Raw genomic sequence first — 17,699 nt, forward strand, 5'->3', positions numbered from 1 at the left:
TTACGCCATTCGATAGCCGAGATCACATCACCAGCAGCCGAAAGAGTTTCGATGACGTCCTTCTCTTACGCCTCTCCGTACTCTGTCCGGCGCGTGCCGGTGATGGCCCGCAACATCGTCACGACCTCGCAGCCGCTGGCGGCTCAGGCCGGCGTGCGCGCGCTGGCGCGCGGCGGCAACGCGGTGGATGCGGCGCTCACCGCCGCGATCACGCTCACCGTGGTCGAGCCGACCGGCAACGGCATCGGCAGCGACGCCTTCGCCATTCTCTGGGACGGCAAGGAGCTGCACGGCCTCAACGCCTCGGGCCGCTCGCCGGCCGGCTGGACGCCCGAGCGCTTCGCCGGGCTCAAGAGCATGCCGCAGCGCGGCTGGGAAAGCGTCACGGTGCCCGGCGCGGTCTCGGCCTGGGTCAAGCTCTCCGAGCGCTTCGGCAAGCTGCCCTTCGCCGAGCTGTTCGAGCCGGCGATCGACTATGCCCGCAACGGTTTTCCGCTCTCGCCGACGATTGCGGTGCTCTGGGAGAAGGGCGCAGCCGTGCTCGCCGAGCAGCCCGGTTTCCGCGAGAATTTCATGCCGGGTGGACGCGCGCCTAGGGCCGGCGAGATCGTGCGCAACGAGGCGCTCGCACGCACGCTCGAAGCCATCGCCGCCAGCCAGGGCGAGGACTTTTATCGCGGCGATCTCGCCGGCAAGATCGCAGCCTTCGCTGCCGAGCACGGCGCGGCGCTGACGCGCGAGGACATGGCTGCGCATGAATCCGACTGGTGCGGCACGATCTCGACGCGCTTTCGCGGCGTCGACGTCCACGAGATCCCGCCCAACGGCCAGGGCATCGCCGCGCTGATGGCGCTCGGCATGCTCGAGCACACCGATATCGACGCCTTCGCGCCCGAAAGCCCCGAGGCGCTGCATCTCCAGATCGAGGCGATCAAACTCGCCTTCGCCGATGTCGACGCCTATGTCGGCGAACTCGCCGCCATGACCGTCACCACCGAGCAGCTTCTCGATCCGTCCTATCTGAAGAAGCGCGCGCAGCTGATCTCGCGCACGCAGGCGCAACTTGCGCCGGTCGGTGCGCCCACCACAGGCGGGACCGTCTATCTGAGCGCTGCCGATGCGTCGGGCATGATGGTGTCCTTCATCCAGTCGAACTACAGCGGCTTTGGCTCCGGCGTGGTCGTGCCCGGCACCGGCATCCATTTGCAGAACCGCGGCCTCGGCTTCACGCTGCAGCCCGGCCACGCCAACCAGGTCGCGCCGTGCAAGCGCCCCTTCCACACGATCATCCCGGGCTTCGTCATGAAGGACGATGCGCCGCTGATGAGCTTTGGCCTAATGGGCGGGCCGATGCAGGCGCAAGGGCACCTCCAGATGGTCCTGCGCACCCGCTGCTTCGGCCAGAACCCGCAGACCGCAAGCGACGCCCCGCGCTGGCGCTTCGTGAGGGGCAACGAGGTCGCGATCGAGAGCGTGATGCCGCAGGCGTCGCTCAACGCCCTCGCCGCGATGGGCCACGAAATCTCGCTGGAAGAGCCCGACAACGCCTTTGGCTTTGGCGGAGCGCAGCTCATCCACCGGCTCGAGGACGGCTACGTCGCCGGCTCCGACCACCGCAAGGATGGACTGGCAGCGGGGTTCTGAGCGGGTTTACCTCCGTCATTCCGGGCTCGCCCCTAAGGGGCGCCCGGAATGACGGCGTAGCTCAATCAGGCTCAATCGCTACCAGGACGTCGCCTGCCGCGACCGTTGCGCCGGCGCGGGTGCCGATCTGGCTGACAGTGCCGGCGGCGGGGCTCTTCAGCTCCATGAAGAGCTTCATCGATTCGAGCACGGCTACGACCTGGCCGGCTGCGACGCGATCACCCGTCGCGACATGAAGTAACGCCACCGTGCCGGGCATGCTGGCGCGGACGCTGTTGCCGGCATCGCTGCTGACGCCCCGTTTGGCGGCTTCGGCGGCGACAGTCAGCGCGATCCCGATGCGCCCTTCGAACCCGCGATACCGCAGGAATAGAGCATCGCCGTCGCGCACGGCTGGAATACGGATGCTCGTGCCGCCGACCGTGACGGTTGCGACGCCACCGTTATGGCTCCGGCCTGCGGCGACGTCGTGCACATCGGATGGGCCGCCGACGCGAACGAAACCGTCATGCGTCTCGACGCGCAGCCGCCGTGCCGCGCCGGCAATGCTGAGCGTCAGATGGCTCGTCGCAGGCCGGCCGGCTGGGCCCAGCACGCGGAACCCTGCCAGCGACTGCCACGGTCCGGCCGGGCCGCCGGGGGCGTCTTCAGCCGACAGCCAGATCGCAGCCGCTACCGCGTCACGCTTGCTTTCGTCCTGAGGTTGCGGCTGCCAGCCTCCCGGCCATGTCTCTCCAATGAAAAGCGTCGTCGCCTCACCGGCGATGAAGGCCGGCTGGCGCAGCGCGTCCACCAGGAACGGCCGGATCGTCGCCGGCCCGAGAACTGTCATGCGCTCCAGCCCATCGGCCAGCTTTCGGACTGCGCCGGCACGGTCCGGCGCATGAGCGATGACCTTTGCGAGAAGCGAATCGTAATGCGTCGAGACCTCGCTGCGCTCGGCTATGCCGCTGTCGATGCGCAAGCCCGCCGGTTCAAGCCAGAGCCGGATTGTCCCCGTGTCGGGGCGAAAGCCTTCATCGGCGCGCTCGGCGGTGAGCCGCGCCTCTACCGCGTGCCCGGTGCAGGTGATCTCGCTTTGCGCAAGCGGAAGGACCTCACCGGCCGCGATCCGAATCTGCCACTCGACGAGGTCGAGCCCCGTGACCGCCTCGGTGACCGGATGCTCGACCTGGAGGCGCGTGTTCATCTCGAGGAAGAACAAGGCCTCGCTCGCCGCATCGACCAGGAACTCGACGGTCCCGAGGTTGTCGTAGCCGATCGCCCGCGACAGCCGCAGCGCATAGTCGTGCAGCGCGGCGCGGGTCTCAGGCCGCAGATTGGGGGCGGGCGCCTCTTCCAGAAGCTTCTGGTTCGAGCGCTGCACCGAGCAGTCGCGCTCGAACAGGTGGACGATGTTCCCATGCCGGTCGCCCGCGACCTGCACCTCGACATGGCGCGGCCGCGTCACGAATTTTTCGATCAGCAGGCGCCCGTCGCCGAACGCAGCTTGCGCTTCGCGCGCGGCGGCGAGGATCGCGCCATCCAACTCCGTCTTGTCGGTGACTTTCCGGATGCCCTTGCCGCCGCCGCCGGCCGAGGCCTTCACCATCACAGGGAGGCCGATCCGCAAGGCCTCAGAGCGCAGGACCTCGGGCGACTGATCGGCGCCGTCATAGCCCGGCACGCCGGGCACGCCGGCATCGCGCGCGATCTGTTTCGAGCGGATCTTGTCGCCCATCGCGTCGATTGCGGAGGCGGACGGCCCGATGAAGGCGATGCCATGCGCCTCGCAGGCGGAGATGAGGTCGAGCCGCTCGGAGAGAAAGCCGTAGCCGGGATGGATCGCCTGCGCTCCCGTGGCGAGCGCCGCTTCGATGATCCTGTCGGCGCGCAGATAGCTGTCTCGGGCGGGCGCGGGGCCGATGGCAACCGCCTCGTCGGCGAGCCGCACATGCAGGGCGTCCGCATCAGCTGCCGAATAGACCGCGACGCTGCGGATGCCGAGCTTGCGGCAGGTCTTGATGATCCGGCAGGCGATCTCGCCGCGATTGGCGATCAGGATGGTGTCGAACATGGCGGCTTTCTGGTCGAAACGTCGTCATTGCGAGCGGAGCGAAGCAATCCAGCGGGGCGTAGTGCTCCGCCGCTCCTGGATTGCTTCGCTCCGCTCGCAATGACGGGGTGCATCGTCACATCCGGTAGACTGGCCGGGGCGAGGTATCGCGCGGCTCGTCGGCCGCCAGCGACAGACACAGGCCCAGCACGTCGCGGGTCTGGCCGGGCTCGATGATGCCGTCATCCCAGAGCCGCGCGGTGGCGTAGTAGGGGTAGCTCTGCTCTTCGAATTGCGCGCGCGTCTTGGCGTCGAGCGCGGCGATGGCCCCCTCGTCGGCCGCGCCCTTCAGTGATTGCCGGCGCAGTTCGGTCACCACATTGGCGGCGACCTCGGGGCTCATCGTGGCGATGCGGGCATTGGGCCAGGAGAACAGAAAACGCGGCCGGAAACCGCGCCCGCACATGCCGTAATTGCCGGCGCCATAGGAGCCACCGATCAGCACGGTGTATTTCGGCACCCGTGCATTGGAGACCGCATAGACCAGCTTGGCCGAGTGCTTGGCGATGCCGCCGCGCTCTGCCTCCGTGCCGACCATGAAGCCGGTGATGTTCTGCAGGAACAGCAGCGGAATCTGGCGCTGGTCGCAGAGCTCGATGAAATGCGCGCCCTTCACGGCGCTCTCGGAAAACAGCACGCCGTTATTGGCGATGATCCCGACGGGATGGCCGTGGATATGGGCAAAGCCCGTCACCAGCGTCGCGCCATAGTCGGGCTTGAAGGCGTTGAAGTTGCTGCCGTCGACGATCCGAGCAATCACCTCGCGGACATCATAGGGCCGGCGCAAATCGGTCGGGACGAGGTCCACGAGGTCCGCCGGGTCGAGATTTGGCGGGGCAGGCGTCGCCGGGGGCGGGCTCAGCCGGCCGGCCTCGCCTAGCGAGCCCACGATCTCGCGCAGCTTGGCGAGCCCCTCCATCTCGTTCAGGACCATATGGTCGGCGACGCCGGAAACTTGGGCATGCATCTCGGCGCCGCCGAGCGTTTCGCCATCGACGATCTCGTGGATCGCGGCCTTCACGATCGGAGGGCCGCCAAGATGGATGCGGCCGGTGCCCTTGACCATGATGACCTCGTCCGACAGCGCCGGAATATAGGCCCCGCCAGCTGTCGCGCCGCCGAAGACGATCGAGATCTGCGGGATACCGGCCGCCGACATCCGGCACTGATTGTAGAAAGAGCCGCCAAAATGGTCACGGTCGGGAAAGACCCGGTCCTGTTCGGGCAGGAAGGCCCCGCCACAATCGACGAGATAGAGGCAGGGCAGGCGGTGTTCCTGCGCGATCTCCTGCGCCCGCAGATGCTTGCGCACCGTCTCGGCGAAGAAGGAGCCGCCCTTCACCGTCGCGTCATTCGCGATCAGCATGCAGGCGCGGCCCTCGACGACTCCGATGCCGGTGACGATTCCGGCGCCCGGTACCTCGTTGCCGTAGAGCCCCCAGGCTGCGAGCGGCGACAGTTCGAGAAAGGGCGACTGCGGATCGAGCAGCAGGTCGATGCGCTCGCGCACCATGATCTTTCCGCGTGATTCGTGCCGCTCGCGCATCCGGGCGCCGCCGCCGGCCGCGACCAGCGCATGCCGCTCGCGCAGGGTGTCGATCATGGCGGCGAGCGGGGGAGGAGGCTGTGTGCTTGCGTTCGCTACGGGTGCTATCTCGGTCATCGCGTCGCCCCAGTACCTCAGCCGCCAACCGTCATTGCGAGGAGGCGGAGCCGACGAAGCAATCCAGCCTCGGAGCGCTCGACGCCACCTGAATTGCTTCGTTGCGCTCACAATGACGGGTTGAAGGTCACCACGAATTCACCTACCGTCCGTTAGGTAGGCGGATTGCGCCGCCGAGGTCAAGCGTGGGAGAGCGCCATGTCTGCAATCGGAACGCCCGGCGAAGGCCAGCGCCGCTCGCCCTATTTCACCGAGGAACATGAAGCGCTGCGCGACCAGGTCCGCCGCTTCGTCGAGACCGAGATCAAGCCGCATGCGCTGGCCTGGGAGGAAGCGGGCTTCGTGCCCCGTGAGGTGCTGCGAAAGATGGGCGCGCTCGGCTTCTTCGGCATCCGCTATCCCGCCGAGTATGGCGGTTCGGAGATGGACACACTGGCGACTGTCGTGCTGGCCGAGGAATTAGGCCGCTCGACCTTTTCGGGCGTCGCGATCACGGCCCTGGTCCACACCGACATGGCCTCGGTGCACATCTTCAACGGCGGCAGCCCGGCCCAGCGCGAGCACTACATGCCCGCCATCATCGCCGGCGAGAAGATTGTGGCGGTTGCCGTCACCGAGCCCGATGCCGGCTCCGACGTGAAGGGCATCCGCACCAGCGCGCGGCGCGAGGGCGACGAATATGTGCTGAACGGCTCGAAAATGTTCATCACCAACGGCGTCCATGCCGATCTCTACTGCGTCGCCGCCAAGACCGATCCCGGGGCAAAACCCTCGCAATCGGTCTCGATCTTCCTCGTGGAGAAAGGCACGCCGGGCTTCACCGTCTCGCGCGCGCTCGACAAGCATGGCTGGCGTTCCTCGGATACCGCCGAGCTCTCCTTCGTTGATTGCCGCGTGCCCGCAGGCAACCTGCTCGGGCAGGAGGGACGCGGCTTCTACGCGATCATGAGCAACTTCCAGAACGAGCGGACCGTCATCGGCGCAATGGCGATGGGCGAGGCGCAGGCCGCCATCGACCTCACCCTCGACTATGTCCGGACGCGAAAGGCGTTTGGCGCGACGCTTTGGGAAAAGCAGGCCATCCGCCAGAAGCTGGCGACGCTGGCCAGCAAGGTCGAGGCGGGGCGGCAGCTCGTCTATCACGCCGCCTGGCTCGACGCGCAGGGCTTTGAGGCAACGCGTGAGGTCTCGATGGCGAAGGCCTACTGCGGCGAACTCGTCAACGAGGTCATGTATGCCTGCCTGCAGTTCCATGGCGGCATGGGCTACATGCGCGAGAGCACGATCGAGCGCATGACACGCGACGCCCGCGTCCAGGCCATCGGCGGCGGCGCGACGGAAGTGATGCTGGAAGAGGTTGCGAAGCGGCTGTGAGCGTCTCCCTCGCCAAGAGCGCCCGCGAAGCGGCCGAGGGCGGCTCGCGCCGGCTGATCCTCGATACCGCCGCGCGGCTGTTGCGCTCGGGGGGCTACCACCAGACCACCCTGCGCGAGATCGCGGAAGCCGTCGGTATCCGCAAGGCGAGCCTGTATTATCATTTCGCCTCCAAGGAGGAGATCGTCGAGGCGGTCGCCAATGACGGCGTTCGCTTCGTGCATGAGGCCGTCGCAGCGGCTCTCGCCGAGACGCATGGCGCATCGCCCCATGCCAGACTAGAGGCGGCAATCGGCGCCCATCTCACCGCGCTTCACGGTCATGGCGACTACACCAGCGCCAGCATCAAGGCTTTCATCTTCGGCGCGACCCCCGCTCCCGACAGCGTGCGCCTGACGCGGCGCGCTTATGAAGAGGTCTGGAGTGTGCTGATTAGGGAGCTGCAAGCGGCGGGAACCATCGCGCCGGAGCGGCAGCCCGAGGCACTGCGCAACTTTCTGCTCGGGGCCCTCAATGGCTCGACGGACTGGTACCGGCCCGGCCGCTTCGATTTGGCTGAGCTTGCGCGGGAGCTTGCCGCGCTGATTGCACCGGAGCATGGCGTGCTTCGCACCAAGCCCGCCGCCGACGCAGGGCAGTGCGGCGCGATCACGGCCTGACAGCACGCCCTTTCCTGATCTAGCATCGCGCCTTCGCCGTCGACACCGACGGCGTCCGATCGCTCAGGGGACCGTCCGACGCATGCGCGCCTTCTATCATCCCGACCAGTCGCTCCACGATCCCCAGCAATACATGCGTTTCGGCGCGATCGTTGCACCAAAGGACCTGCCGGAGCGCACCGACATGCTGCTCGCCGCCCTCAAGCGGCATGGCGTCACGCCCGAGCTGCCGCGCGCCGCCGGGCTGGACCCCGTGCTGGCCATCCACGATGCCGGCTTCGTACGCTTCCTGGAGACGATCTGGGCGCGCTGGCTGGAGCTGCCCGAGCGTGGCCCGGAAGCCTGGCCCAACACCTTCCCCTATTGGAGCGGTCGCACCGATGAATCCGTCCGGCCGCCCTGCCGCCCGACCGGGATCATGGGCCAGCTCGGCTGGTATCTCGGCGATCTCTCGGTGCCGGTCGGGGAGCATTGCTGGACCTCGACGCAGCGCTCGGCGGATACGGCGGTTGCCGGCGCGGAGGCCCTGCTGGTCGGCGAACGCGCGGTTTACTCATTGTGCCGGCCCTCGGGCCATCATGCCCGCGCCGACCGTGCCACCGGCTTCTGCTACCTGAACAATACCGCCATCGCCGCCCAGCGCCTGCGCTCGAAATTCGGCAAGGTCGCGATCCTCGACGTCGACGCGCATCACGGCGACGGCACGCAGCAGATCTTCTATCGCCGCGACGACGTGCTGACGATCTCGGTCCACGCGGACCCCACGAACTACTATCCGTTCTTCACCGGCTACGAGGACGAGCGTGGCAACGGGCCGGGCGAGGGCTTCAACATCAACATGCCGCTGGCCCATGGCACAGGCGGCGCGGAGATGGATGCCGCGGTCGAGCGTGCCGGCGCGGCGATCAAGGATTTCGGCGCAGAGGCTCTCGTCGTGGCGCTCGGCTACGACGCGCATAAGGACGACCCGATCGGCGTGCTGAAGCTCGAAGCCGCTGATTTCGGCCGGATCGGCGAGTCCGTGAAGGGCTTTGGCCTACCGACGCTTGTGGTGCAGGAGGGCGGCTACGCCATCGGCGCGATCGGCGAGTGCCTCGACGCCTTCCTGGGCGGGTTCAAGTAAACGCCTGTCATCCCGTGCGCGTTGCGGCATGCAATGCCGTGGACACGGGAGACCGTAGGACGACAGAGACGCCCCGGCAGGAATACGGCCCCCGGACGCGCAGCAGCACTTTTGCTGCGGCGCGTACGGGGTGAGCCCCCTCAGATCACGGCTTCGATCAGGAACGGGCCCTTGCGGCCAAGCGCTGCCTTGAAGAGCTTGGTGAACTCCTCGGCGGTCGTAGCGCGGGCAGCCTCGACACCCATGCCCTTTGCCATCGAAACCCAGTCCAGTGCGGGTTCGTCGAGGTTCAGCATCAGCTTGGCGTTGCGGCCAAAATCGTTGACGCCGACGGCGCGCATCTCGCCATGCAGGATCGCATAGGTCCGGTTGGCGAAGATCACCGTGACGATGTCGAGGTTTTCTCGGGCCTGGGTCCAGAGGCCCTGCACCGTGTACATGCCGGATCCGTCGGCCTGCATGCCGATGACCTTTCGGTCGGGGCAGGCCACCGCCGCGCCGATGGCGAGCGGAATGCCTTCGCCGATCGCTCCACCGGTCAACTGGATGTAATCGTGCTGCGGCGCGCTGTGGCACTGCTGGTAAAAGGCACGTCCCGACGAAACGGACTCGTCGCAGATGATGCTGTTCTCGGGCAGCAGCGTCGTGACGATGGTGCAGACCTTGTCGGCGTCGAGCGTGCCGGTCGGCAGGGCGGTGCCGGGCTCGCGCGCTGTGGCGATATAGGCCGGAGCCAGAGTGCGCGCCCCGAGTTCGTCGGCCAGCGCCTCGATCGTGCCGACGAGATCGTCGCCGGGCTGGGCCAGCGTAGTGATCTCGCAGCTCTCATGGGTGAGCGGGCCGGGCTTGCCGGGATAGGCGAAGAAGCCGACCGGGGCTTTTGCGCCGATCAGGATCATCAAATCGATGTCCTTGAGCGCAGCCAACGCCATGTCGACGGGGTAGGGCACCTTTGGCAAAGCGACCCGGCCGGCGCCGCGCTCGATGCGCCCGTTCGACATCTGGCCGAACACCTTCGCGCCCGTGGCGGTGCCGATCCGGGCGGCCATCTCCATCGGCTTTTCACGCAAGGCATTGCCGGACATCATCAGGGCTGCGCGTGCGCCATGCTTGCGCAGGGCGGCAGCAGCTTCGCGGATGGAGGCAACCTCGACCGTCTTGAGCGCGGGCACCTTGGTGGGCTCGAGCGCGCGGGGCTCGACGCTGCCCCAGGCACAATCGGCCGGCAGGATCACGGTCGTGACGCCGGGCAGTGAGAGCGAGGCGGCATAGGCCTCGCCGATCGCGGGGCCGACATCCTCGGGCGTCGCGATGCGGCGCACGAACTGCGACATCGGCCGGGCCAGGCTCTCGATGTCGCTGGTCAGCGGCGCGTCGTACTTGAGATGGTAGGTCGCGTGGTCACCGACGACATTGATCATCGGCGTCCAGGCGCGCCGGGCGTTGTGCATGTTGGCTAGTGCGTTGGCCATGCCGGGGCCGCAATGCAGCAGCGTGGCGGCGGGCTTGTCGGCCATGCGGGCATAGCCGTCGGCGGCGCCCGTCACCACGCCCTCGAACAGGCCGAGCACGCAGCGCATTTCGGGCTTGCGGTCGAGCGCTGCCACGAAATGCATTTCCGAGGTGCCGGGATTGGCGAAGCAGACATCGACGTCGTTGACGAGCAGGGTATCGCAGAGGCGGTCGGCGCCGTTCATTGTCAGGCAATCCTTGAGGCGGGAGATGATGCGCGGCGCGCAGGCGCTGCGAGGGGAAGGGATGTTCGCCCTGCTGTCAAACAAGAGAAATTCATCGCCTTCGTTATCAACACTGATCGGCGCCGTGCGTCATATGCATAGGCATTTAACCTTCCGTGGAACGAAGGTTGCATGGGGCTGGACCGGCAGGCGCAATCGGCGTCAGATATTGCGCCGAACCGGGCGCCAATGAGGAAGGGTCTCATCATGTCAACCTTGAAGCGGATTGTGCTCACTGCCAGCGTCGGCCTTGCGAGTTTGATCGCTGGCGCAGCCGCACAGGCGCAGACCAAGGTCGCCATCGGCATTTCGGGCTGGACCGGCTTTGCGCCGCTCGTCCTGGCCAAGGAGGCCGGCATCTTCGCCAAGAACGGCCTCGACGTCTCGATCAAGAAGATCCCGCAGAAGGACCGGCACCTCGCCATAGCCTCCGGTGACATCCAGTGCGCCGCGACCACGGTCGAGACCTGGATCAACTGGGATGCGGCGGGCATCAAGACCAAGCAGATCTTCCAGCTCGACAAGAGCTACGGCGCCGACGGCATGGTGGTGCGCAGCGCCACCGGGTCGATCAAGGACCTCAAGGGCAAGACGGTCGCCGCCTCCGCGCCGGGCACCTCTCCCTATTTCGCGCTGGCCTGGTTCCTCAAGGAGAACGGCATGTCCGTGAAGGACGTGACCGTGGTCAACATGGAACCCGGTCCTGCCGCGCAGGCCTTCATCGCCGGCCAGAACGACGCCGCGATGACCTATGAGCCCTATCTCTCCGCCGTGCGCGAAAAGCCCGAGGCCGGCAAGATCATCGCCACCACGCTCGACTACCCGATGGTGATGGACACCTTCGGCTGCACGCCTGCCTTCCTCAGCGCCAATGACGCCGCCGCCAGAGCGCTCACCAAGAGCTATTTCGAGGCGCTCGACCTGATCAAGAGCGACCAGGCCAGGGCCTACGGCATCATGGGCGCCGATGTGAAGCAGACCGGCGAGCAGTTCGGCAAGTCGGCCGGCTATCTGCGCTGGTCCGATGCCGACGGGAACAAGAAGTTCTTCTCCGGCGAGTGGCAGGCATTCTCTGCCAAGGCCGCCGACCTGCTGCTCGAGGCCGGGCTGATCAAGGCCAAGCCCGATCTCGGCACGCTGATCGAGCCGAAATACGTCAACGGCGGCTGAATGGCGGTTCTGCCGGATGTGCTTGGGCCGGGCCTGCGTCTTGTCGTTTGTGGCACGCAGGCCGGGCGGGTCTCTGCGCTGCGCGGCGCCTATTACGCCGGGCCCGGCAATAAATTCTGGAGAACCCTCCATGAAATCGGCCTGACGCCCGAGCGGTTATTGCCGGACGATTTCCCATCCCTGCCGCTTCACGGCATCGGGTTGACGGATGTCGCCAAGGCGACGTCCGGACCCGATGCGGCGCTGCTGCCAGCTCATTTCGACGTCGAGGGCTTCATGAACAAGATCAGGGCGCACGCGCCCGCCGTCGTCGGCTTCAACGGCAAGCGCGCCGCCCAGGCCGTGCTGGGCCACGCCCCGGGCTATGGCCTGCAGACGGGCCGGCTCGCCGGCGCGCTGGCCTTCGTCTTGCCGTCGACGTCGGGCGCCGCTGCCGGCTTCTGGTCGATCGAGCCCTGGCAGCAACTCGCCGCAGCGGTGAACGGCCTGGAGCGCGCGTCGTGAGGCCTCTCCAGCCGGTCTCCAGTGGCGCGCGGGTCGGCTACGGCATCGCCTTCTTCGCGTTTTTCGTCGCGGTCTGGTCGGTCGCGACCTTCGGCGGCTATGTCCAGCGCCTGTTCCTGGCCGACCCCTTCACCATGGTCCGCGAGGGCTACAGCCTGCTGGTCGACTACGGCTTCGCCTTCGATATCGGCATGACGATCTGGCGGGTACTCGGCGGATTCGTGCTGGCGGTGATCGTCGCCTTGCCGCTCGGCATTGCCATGGGAGCCTACAAGCCGGTCGAGGCCTTCCTCGAGCCCTTCGTCTCCTTCGCGCGCTATCTGCCGGCCTCGGCCTTCATTCCGTTGCTTATCCTCTGGGCCGGCATCGGCGAGGCCCAGAAGCTGCTGGTCATCTTCATCGGCTCGGTCTTCCAACTCATCCTGATGATCGCTGTCGCCGTCGGCGGGGTCAGGCGCGATCTCGTCGACGCCGCCTACACGCTGGGGGCTTCGGATCGCTCGGTGGTCAGGCGCGTGCTCCTGCCCAATGCCGCGCCCGAGATCGCAGAGATCTTCCGGCTCGTCCTCGGCTGGGCATGGACCTATGTCATCGTCGCCGAGTTGATCGGATCCTCGTCCGGCATCGGCCACATGATCACCGACAGCCAGGCGTTGTTGAACACCGGCCAGATCATCTTCGGCATCATCGTCATCGGGCTGATTGGCCTGGTCTCGGATTTCCTGTTCAAGGCGGTCAACCAGCGCCTGTTTCCATGGGCGAACCGGTGAGCAAGCTCGTCATCGAGAATGTCGAAAAATCTTCCCGGCCCAGCATGGCGGGCAGCCGACGCGCGCCTTGATGCCGACCTCGCTCAGCGTGGGCGACAATGACTTCATCGCGATCCTGGGGCCGTCCGGCTGCGGAAAATCGACCCTGCTGCGCATCATCGGCGGGCTGGAGACGGCAAGCGAAGGCCGCATCATGCTCGACGGTGCGCCGGTCTCGGGCCCCGGCGCCGATCGCGGCTTCGTCTTCCAGAGCTACACGCTGTTTCCCTGGCTGACCGTGATCCAGAACATCGCCTTCGGCCTGCGCGAAAAGGGCATGCCCGAGCGCGAGCGGCTGGCGCTGGCACGCGACTGGGCCGATCGCGTCGGCCTGGCAGGCTTCGTCGACCATTTCCCGAAGCAGCTCTCAGGTGGCATGCAGCAGCGCACGGCGATCGCACGCGCGCTCGCCAATGATCCAAAGATCCTGCTGCTCGACGAGCCCTTCGGCGCGCTCGACAACCAGACCCGTGCCCTGATGCAGGAGATGCTGCTGGGGATCTGGGAGCGGGAGCAGAAGACGGTGCTGTTCGTCACGCATGATATCGAGGAGGCGATTTTCGTCGGCTCGCGGGTGGTGGTGATGAGCGCGCGGCCGGGACGCATCAAGGCCGATATCGCCGTCGACCTGCCGCATCCGCGTCCCTACACCATCAAGACCAGCCCGGACTTCGTCGCGCTCAAGGAACGGCTGGTGGAGGAGATCAGATCCGAGGTCATGGCCAGCGCAAGCTGATCATCAGGATGAAGGCGCAAGACATCGCAGAGTTGACTCTGCGTCATTGCGATGGTTCCGTCTGTCTCAATTGGCCTGACCAAATGGCCAAAGCAGCTCTCGCGCAAGACGAGGGCGGGGAAACGCGAACCGGGAGTGAAACGTGCCGCTCGAAGCCGTCGAGTCGCCGCGCCTCTACCGCCAGATTGCCGACCAGCTCCGCCACCTCATGGATCGGCGAGAGTTCCCGGTCGGCTGCCGGCTTCCTCCCGAGCGGGAGCTCGCCGAGAAGCTCGGCGTGTCCCGTCCCTCTGTCCGCGAGGCCCTGATCGCGCTCGAGGTCGAGGGGCGCGTGCGCATCCGCATGGGCTCCGGCGTCTATGTCACGGAAGCCGCGCGCAGGCGCCCCGCAGCCGCCCCGGTCTCCGACGTCGCTCCGGAGGGGCCTTTCGAGGTCCTGAAGGCACGCGAGCTGATCGAAAGCGCGGTCTGCGCCGAGATTGTCACCTGCGCGACACCCCATGACATCGCGCTGCTCGACGGTATTCTCGCGCATATGGAGAGCGCCGGCCTGTCGGGCGACGAGCTGATCGCGCTCGACCGCGCATTCCATGTCGGGATCGCCGGCATCCTGGGCAATGCGGTGCTGACACGTTTCGTTGGGACATTGTTCGACCAGCGCATCAATCCGTATTTTCGCCAACTCGCGAGCTATTTCGAGAATGCGGATTCGTGGAGCGCGGCTTGCGCCGAGCATCGCGCCATCCGGGACGCGATCGCCGCACGGACAGGCGATGCCGCTCGCGACGCGATGCGCCGCCATCTCCAGAGTTCGGCTGAACGCTTTTCGCAGAGCTTTGGCGAGGGACGCGGTTCAAACGGGCAGGATGGCGTCGACGCCTGCCCGGCCAAGAAGACCTGACGCAAAGAAGATCACAGCAAGAAAACCAGGGGAGGTTCGATTGATGAAGACCTATCTGACACTGGCAGCGGCAGCCGCCAGCCTGATGATCGCCAACGCGCCGGCACAGGCCCAGACCAAGCTGAAATGGGCCCATGTCTACGAGACCTCCGAGCCGTTCCATACGGAATCGGTCTGGGCCGCCGACGAGTTCAAGAAGCGCACCAATGGCCGCTACGAGATCACGGTCTATCCGGCCTCGCAGCTCGGCAAGGAAACCGACATCAACCAGGGGCTGACCCTGGGCACCGTCGACATCATCATCTCGGGCTCGAGCTTCGCGGCGCGCGCCTATCCACCGATCGGCGTGACCTACTACCCGTTCACCTTCCGGGGGCCGGAGCATCTGCTCGCCTACACAAAGAGCGACGTCTACGGCGAGATGGTGAAGGGCTATCAGGAGAAGAGCGGCCACCAGATCGTGGCGGTAAGCTATTACGGCACGCGGCACACCACCGCCAACAAGCCGATCAAGAGCTGCGCCGACATGAAGGGCCTCAAGATCCGCGTGCCAGACGTGCCGGCCTATCTCGCCATGCCGCGCGCCTGCGGCGCGAACACGGCGCCGATCGCCTTCGCGGAGGTCTATCTCGCCCTGCAGAACGGTACCGTCGAGGCGCAGGAGAACCCGCTGACCACGATCGAGGCCAAGAAGTTCTACGAGGTTCAGAAGAACATCATCCTCACCGGCCACATCGTCGACCATCTCAATACGGTCGTCGCCAAGGCGACCTGGGACAAGCTCTCGCCGGAGGATCGCAAGATCTTCACCGACGTCGCGCTGGAAGCCGCCGAGCGCACGACGAAGAAGATCCAGGTCGACGAGGTCAAGCTGATCCAGTTCTTCAAGGACAAGGGGCTGGGCGTCGGCGAGATCGACAAGGCAGACTTCCTCGCCAACGTGCAGAAGAACGTCACCTTCGAGCAGTTCGGCTACCGCAAGTCCGACTGGGACCGCATCCAGGCGATCAAGTGATCGCATGAACGCCTCCTCGCGACGACGGCATCCGTCATTGCGAGGAGGCAAAGCCGACGAAGCAATCCAGGGGGACGTCGAGCGCGACCAGCCTGGATTGCTTCGCTTCGCTCGCAATGACGGCCAATGCCTGAACCGCAGCGGTCCCAGCTCATTTCCCGACCGGACATAGCCCATGACCACGACGCCCGAAATCCATACGCCGGTCACCGGCGAGGAACTTGCCCACGTCTTCGACGAGGCCCCACCGCCGGCCGATCTCAGCGGCTACGGCATTGAGGATTGGGTCACGCTCGCCGCCTTCTGGCTGATGGTCGGTTGCGTGGTGCTGCAGTTCTTCACGCGCTATGTCCTCAACAACAGCTTTGCCTGGACCGAGGAGATCGCGATCTACGCGCTGGTCGTGGTGGTCTTTCTCGGCTCGGCGCTCTGCGTAAGCGCGTCGCGGCATATCCAGGTCGATTTCATCTATCGCTATCTGTCGCCGCGCGCCGGTCGCATCCTGGCGACAGGCGTCGATATCGTGCGGATCGGCTTCTTCGCCTACGCCACGCGGCTGGTCTGGAAATATGCCTCCCTCATTCCCGACGAGATGATGACGACGGTCGATCTGCCAAAATCGATCGTGTTCAACGCCGTGCTCATCGCCTTCGCGCTGATGACGCTGCGTGCCATCCAGGTTGCCTGGCAGAACTGGCGCCGCGGCTACTCCGTTCTCGAGAATCCCTCCGCCTTCGACGGCTCTGAGGCCTGACATCATGCTGATCCTGCTCGGTTCCTTTCTCGGCCTGATGATCCTGGGCGTGCCTGTTGCGATCGCGATGGCTGTCGCCTCGCTGGCCTTCATCCTGATTTCGGGCACCGTGCCCGACGTCATCCTGGCGCAGCGCATGATCGCCGGCGTCGAGAGCTTCCCGCTGCTGGCGGTGCCGTTCTTCATCCTCGCCGGCAACCTGATGAACATCGCGGGCGTTACGGGGCGCATTTACGCCTTTGCGGTGGCGCTGGTCGGCTGGATGCGCGGCGGCCTGGCGCAGGTCAACATCATCGGATCCGTGATCTTCTCAGGCATGTCGGGCACCGCGATCGCCGATGCCGCCGGCATCGGCACGATCGAGATCAAGGCGATGAAGGACCATGGCTATCCCACCGACGTCGCCGTCGGCGTCACCGCGGCTTCCGCCACGCTGGGGCCGATCATCCCGCCCTCGCTGCCCTTCGTCATCTATGGCATGATGGCCAACACCTCGATCGGCGCGCTGTTTCTCGGTGGCGTCATCCCCGGTGTCGTCATGACCCTGTTCATGATGATCACGGTCGCGGTCTTCGCGCGGCTGCGCAACTGGGGCTCGGACGCAAAGTTTTCGTGGCGCAAGATCGGTGCCGCGGGCCTCGAGGTCGTAATCGTCTTCGGATTCCCGATCCTGGCCTATCTGCTGGTCTGGGCCGGGCTTTCGGTCAATATCGCCATCGGCCTTGCGCTCGCCGGTCTTCTAGCGCTGGACTACTATTTCGACTTCTCGGCCGTGATGGCGCTGATGACGCCGGTGATCCTGATCGGCGGCATGACGCTCGGCTGGTTCACGCCGACGGAAGCGGCTGCCGCAGCCGTGATCTGGTCGCTGTTCCTGGGGCTCGTGCGCTATCGCTCGATGACCCTGCGCAGCCTGACCAAGGCGACCTTCGACACCATCGAGACCACGGCCTCGGTGCTCTTCATCGTCACGGCCGCCTCGATCTTCGCCTGGCTGCTGACGGTTTCGAACACGGCCCAGATCCTCTCGGACCTCATCCTGGGGTTCACCCAGAACAAGTGGGTCTTCCTGATCCTCGTGAACATCCTGCTTCTGTTCATCGGCTGCTTCCTCGACACCATCGCGGCGATCACCATCGTGGTCCCGATCCTGCTGCCGATCGCGCTCAAGCTCGGAGTCGACCCGATCCATTTCGGGCTGATCATGACGCTCAACCTGATGATCGGTCTGTTGCATCCGCCGCTGGGCATGGTGCTGTTCGTGCTGTCGCGGGTGGCAAAACTCTCGGTCGAGCAGACCACCATGGCGATCCTGCCCTGGCTGGTGCCGCTGTTTGCGGCGTTGATCGCGATCACCTTCATCCCCGAGCTGACGCTCTGGCTGCCTCGGACGATGGGCATGCTGCGATAGCGCAAGAGCCCTAGCTGGACGTGTCATGCTTCGCGCGTAGGGTCGATTTGCATCTTGATGGAGTGTGGCGAGACTGATCTGTTGCCATATTCAGAGAAAGGGGCC

Annotated in this window: 15 protein-coding genes; 12 read left to right on the plus strand and 3 right to left on the minus strand. The window is 65.9% G+C overall.

Features of this window, described 5'->3' with window-relative positions; translation table 11 throughout:
* Window positions 1-51: 51 nt before the first annotated feature.
* On the plus strand, window positions 52-1,644 hold the full coding sequence (locus AC1D2L_RS15100) for a gamma-glutamyltransferase family protein (RefSeq protein ID WP_476846698.1): 1,593 nt from the start codon (window positions 52-54) through the stop codon (window positions 1,642-1,644).
* 61 nt (window positions 1,645-1,705) lie between these two features.
* Here the strand turns inward: AC1D2L_RS15100 and AC1D2L_RS15105 are convergent, their stop codons facing one another.
* Window positions 1,706-3,700, minus strand: a complete 1,995-nt coding sequence (locus AC1D2L_RS15105; protein WP_476846699.1) for an acetyl/propionyl/methylcrotonyl-CoA carboxylase subunit alpha — start codon at window positions 3,698-3,700, stop codon at window positions 1,706-1,708.
* Window positions 3,701-3,815: 115 nt separating this feature from the next.
* Window positions 3,816-5,402, minus strand: a complete 1,587-nt coding sequence (locus tag AC1D2L_RS15110; RefSeq protein WP_476846700.1) for an acyl-CoA carboxylase subunit beta — start codon at window positions 5,400-5,402, stop codon at window positions 3,816-3,818.
* 198 nt (window positions 5,403-5,600) lie between these two features.
* On the opposite strand from AC1D2L_RS15110, the gene AC1D2L_RS15115 reads away from it, so the two are divergent.
* The 3 genes from AC1D2L_RS15115 to AC1D2L_RS15125 all read left to right on the plus strand — a co-directional run bounded on the left by AC1D2L_RS15115 (window position 5,601) and on the right by AC1D2L_RS15125 (window position 8,558).
* Window positions 5,601-6,776, plus strand: coding sequence for an acyl-CoA dehydrogenase family protein (locus tag AC1D2L_RS15115; protein ID WP_476846701.1), 1,176 nt, complete (start codon window positions 5,601-5,603; stop codon window positions 6,774-6,776).
* On the plus strand, window positions 6,773-7,435 hold the full coding sequence (locus tag AC1D2L_RS15120) for a TetR/AcrR family transcriptional regulator (RefSeq protein ID WP_476846702.1): 663 nt from the start codon (window positions 6,773-6,775) through the stop codon (window positions 7,433-7,435). Before AC1D2L_RS15115 ends, AC1D2L_RS15120 begins: the two co-directional genes overlap by 4 nt.
* 82 nt (window positions 7,436-7,517) lie before the next feature.
* Complete coding sequence (locus tag AC1D2L_RS15125; protein WP_476846703.1) at window positions 7,518-8,558, plus strand: histone deacetylase family protein; 1,041 nt, start codon at window positions 7,518-7,520, stop codon at window positions 8,556-8,558.
* A gap of 140 nt (window positions 8,559-8,698) precedes the next feature.
* On the opposite strand, the gene AC1D2L_RS15130 is transcribed toward AC1D2L_RS15125, so the two are convergent.
* Window positions 8,699-10,255 carry an acetolactate synthase large subunit gene (locus AC1D2L_RS15130; RefSeq protein WP_476846704.1) on the minus strand — a complete coding sequence of 519 codons (1,557 nt, stop codon included), beginning with the start codon at window positions 10,253-10,255 and terminating at the stop codon, window positions 8,699-8,701.
* Between the two features lie 246 nt (window positions 10,256-10,501).
* Between AC1D2L_RS15130 and AC1D2L_RS15135 the strand changes: the two genes are divergently transcribed.
* The 8 genes from AC1D2L_RS15135 to AC1D2L_RS15170 all read left to right on the plus strand — a co-directional run bounded on the left by AC1D2L_RS15135 (window position 10,502) and on the right by AC1D2L_RS15170 (window position 17,594).
* On the plus strand, window positions 10,502-11,464 hold the full coding sequence (locus tag AC1D2L_RS15135; RefSeq protein ID WP_476846705.1) for an ABC transporter substrate-binding protein: 963 nt from the start codon (window positions 10,502-10,504) through the stop codon (window positions 11,462-11,464).
* Window positions 11,465-11,968 (plus strand): mismatch-specific DNA-glycosylase, encoded by a 504-nt coding sequence (locus AC1D2L_RS15140; protein ID WP_476846706.1) that lies wholly within the window; start codon window positions 11,465-11,467, stop codon window positions 11,966-11,968.
* Window positions 11,965-12,738 (plus strand): ABC transporter permease, encoded by a 774-nt coding sequence (locus AC1D2L_RS15145; RefSeq protein ID WP_476846707.1) that lies wholly within the window; start codon window positions 11,965-11,967, stop codon window positions 12,736-12,738. Before AC1D2L_RS15140 ends, AC1D2L_RS15145 begins: the two co-directional genes overlap by 4 nt.
* 70 nt (window positions 12,739-12,808) lie before the next feature.
* Window positions 12,809-13,513 (plus strand): ABC transporter ATP-binding protein, encoded by a 705-nt coding sequence (locus AC1D2L_RS15150; RefSeq protein WP_476846708.1) that lies wholly within the window; start codon window positions 12,809-12,811, stop codon window positions 13,511-13,513.
* Between the two features lie 142 nt (window positions 13,514-13,655).
* Window positions 13,656-14,414 (plus strand): FadR/GntR family transcriptional regulator, encoded by a 759-nt coding sequence (locus tag AC1D2L_RS15155; RefSeq protein WP_476846709.1) that lies wholly within the window; start codon window positions 13,656-13,658, stop codon window positions 14,412-14,414.
* A 43-nt stretch (window positions 14,415-14,457) separates the two neighbouring features.
* A complete protein-coding gene (locus AC1D2L_RS15160; RefSeq protein WP_476846710.1) occupies window positions 14,458-15,429 on the plus strand; it encodes a sialic acid TRAP transporter substrate-binding protein SiaP in 972 nt (323 codons plus the stop codon).
* A 175-nt stretch (window positions 15,430-15,604) separates the two neighbouring features.
* Window positions 15,605-16,183, plus strand: coding sequence for a TRAP transporter small permease (locus AC1D2L_RS15165; RefSeq protein WP_476846711.1), 579 nt, complete (start codon window positions 15,605-15,607; stop codon window positions 16,181-16,183).
* 4 nt (window positions 16,184-16,187) lie between these two features.
* Complete coding sequence (locus AC1D2L_RS15170; RefSeq protein ID WP_476846712.1) at window positions 16,188-17,594, plus strand: TRAP transporter large permease; 1,407 nt, start codon at window positions 16,188-16,190, stop codon at window positions 17,592-17,594.
* Window positions 17,595-17,699 lie beyond the last annotated feature (105 nt).

This window comes from Allobosea sp. P1_B10 (assembly GCF_056406735.1).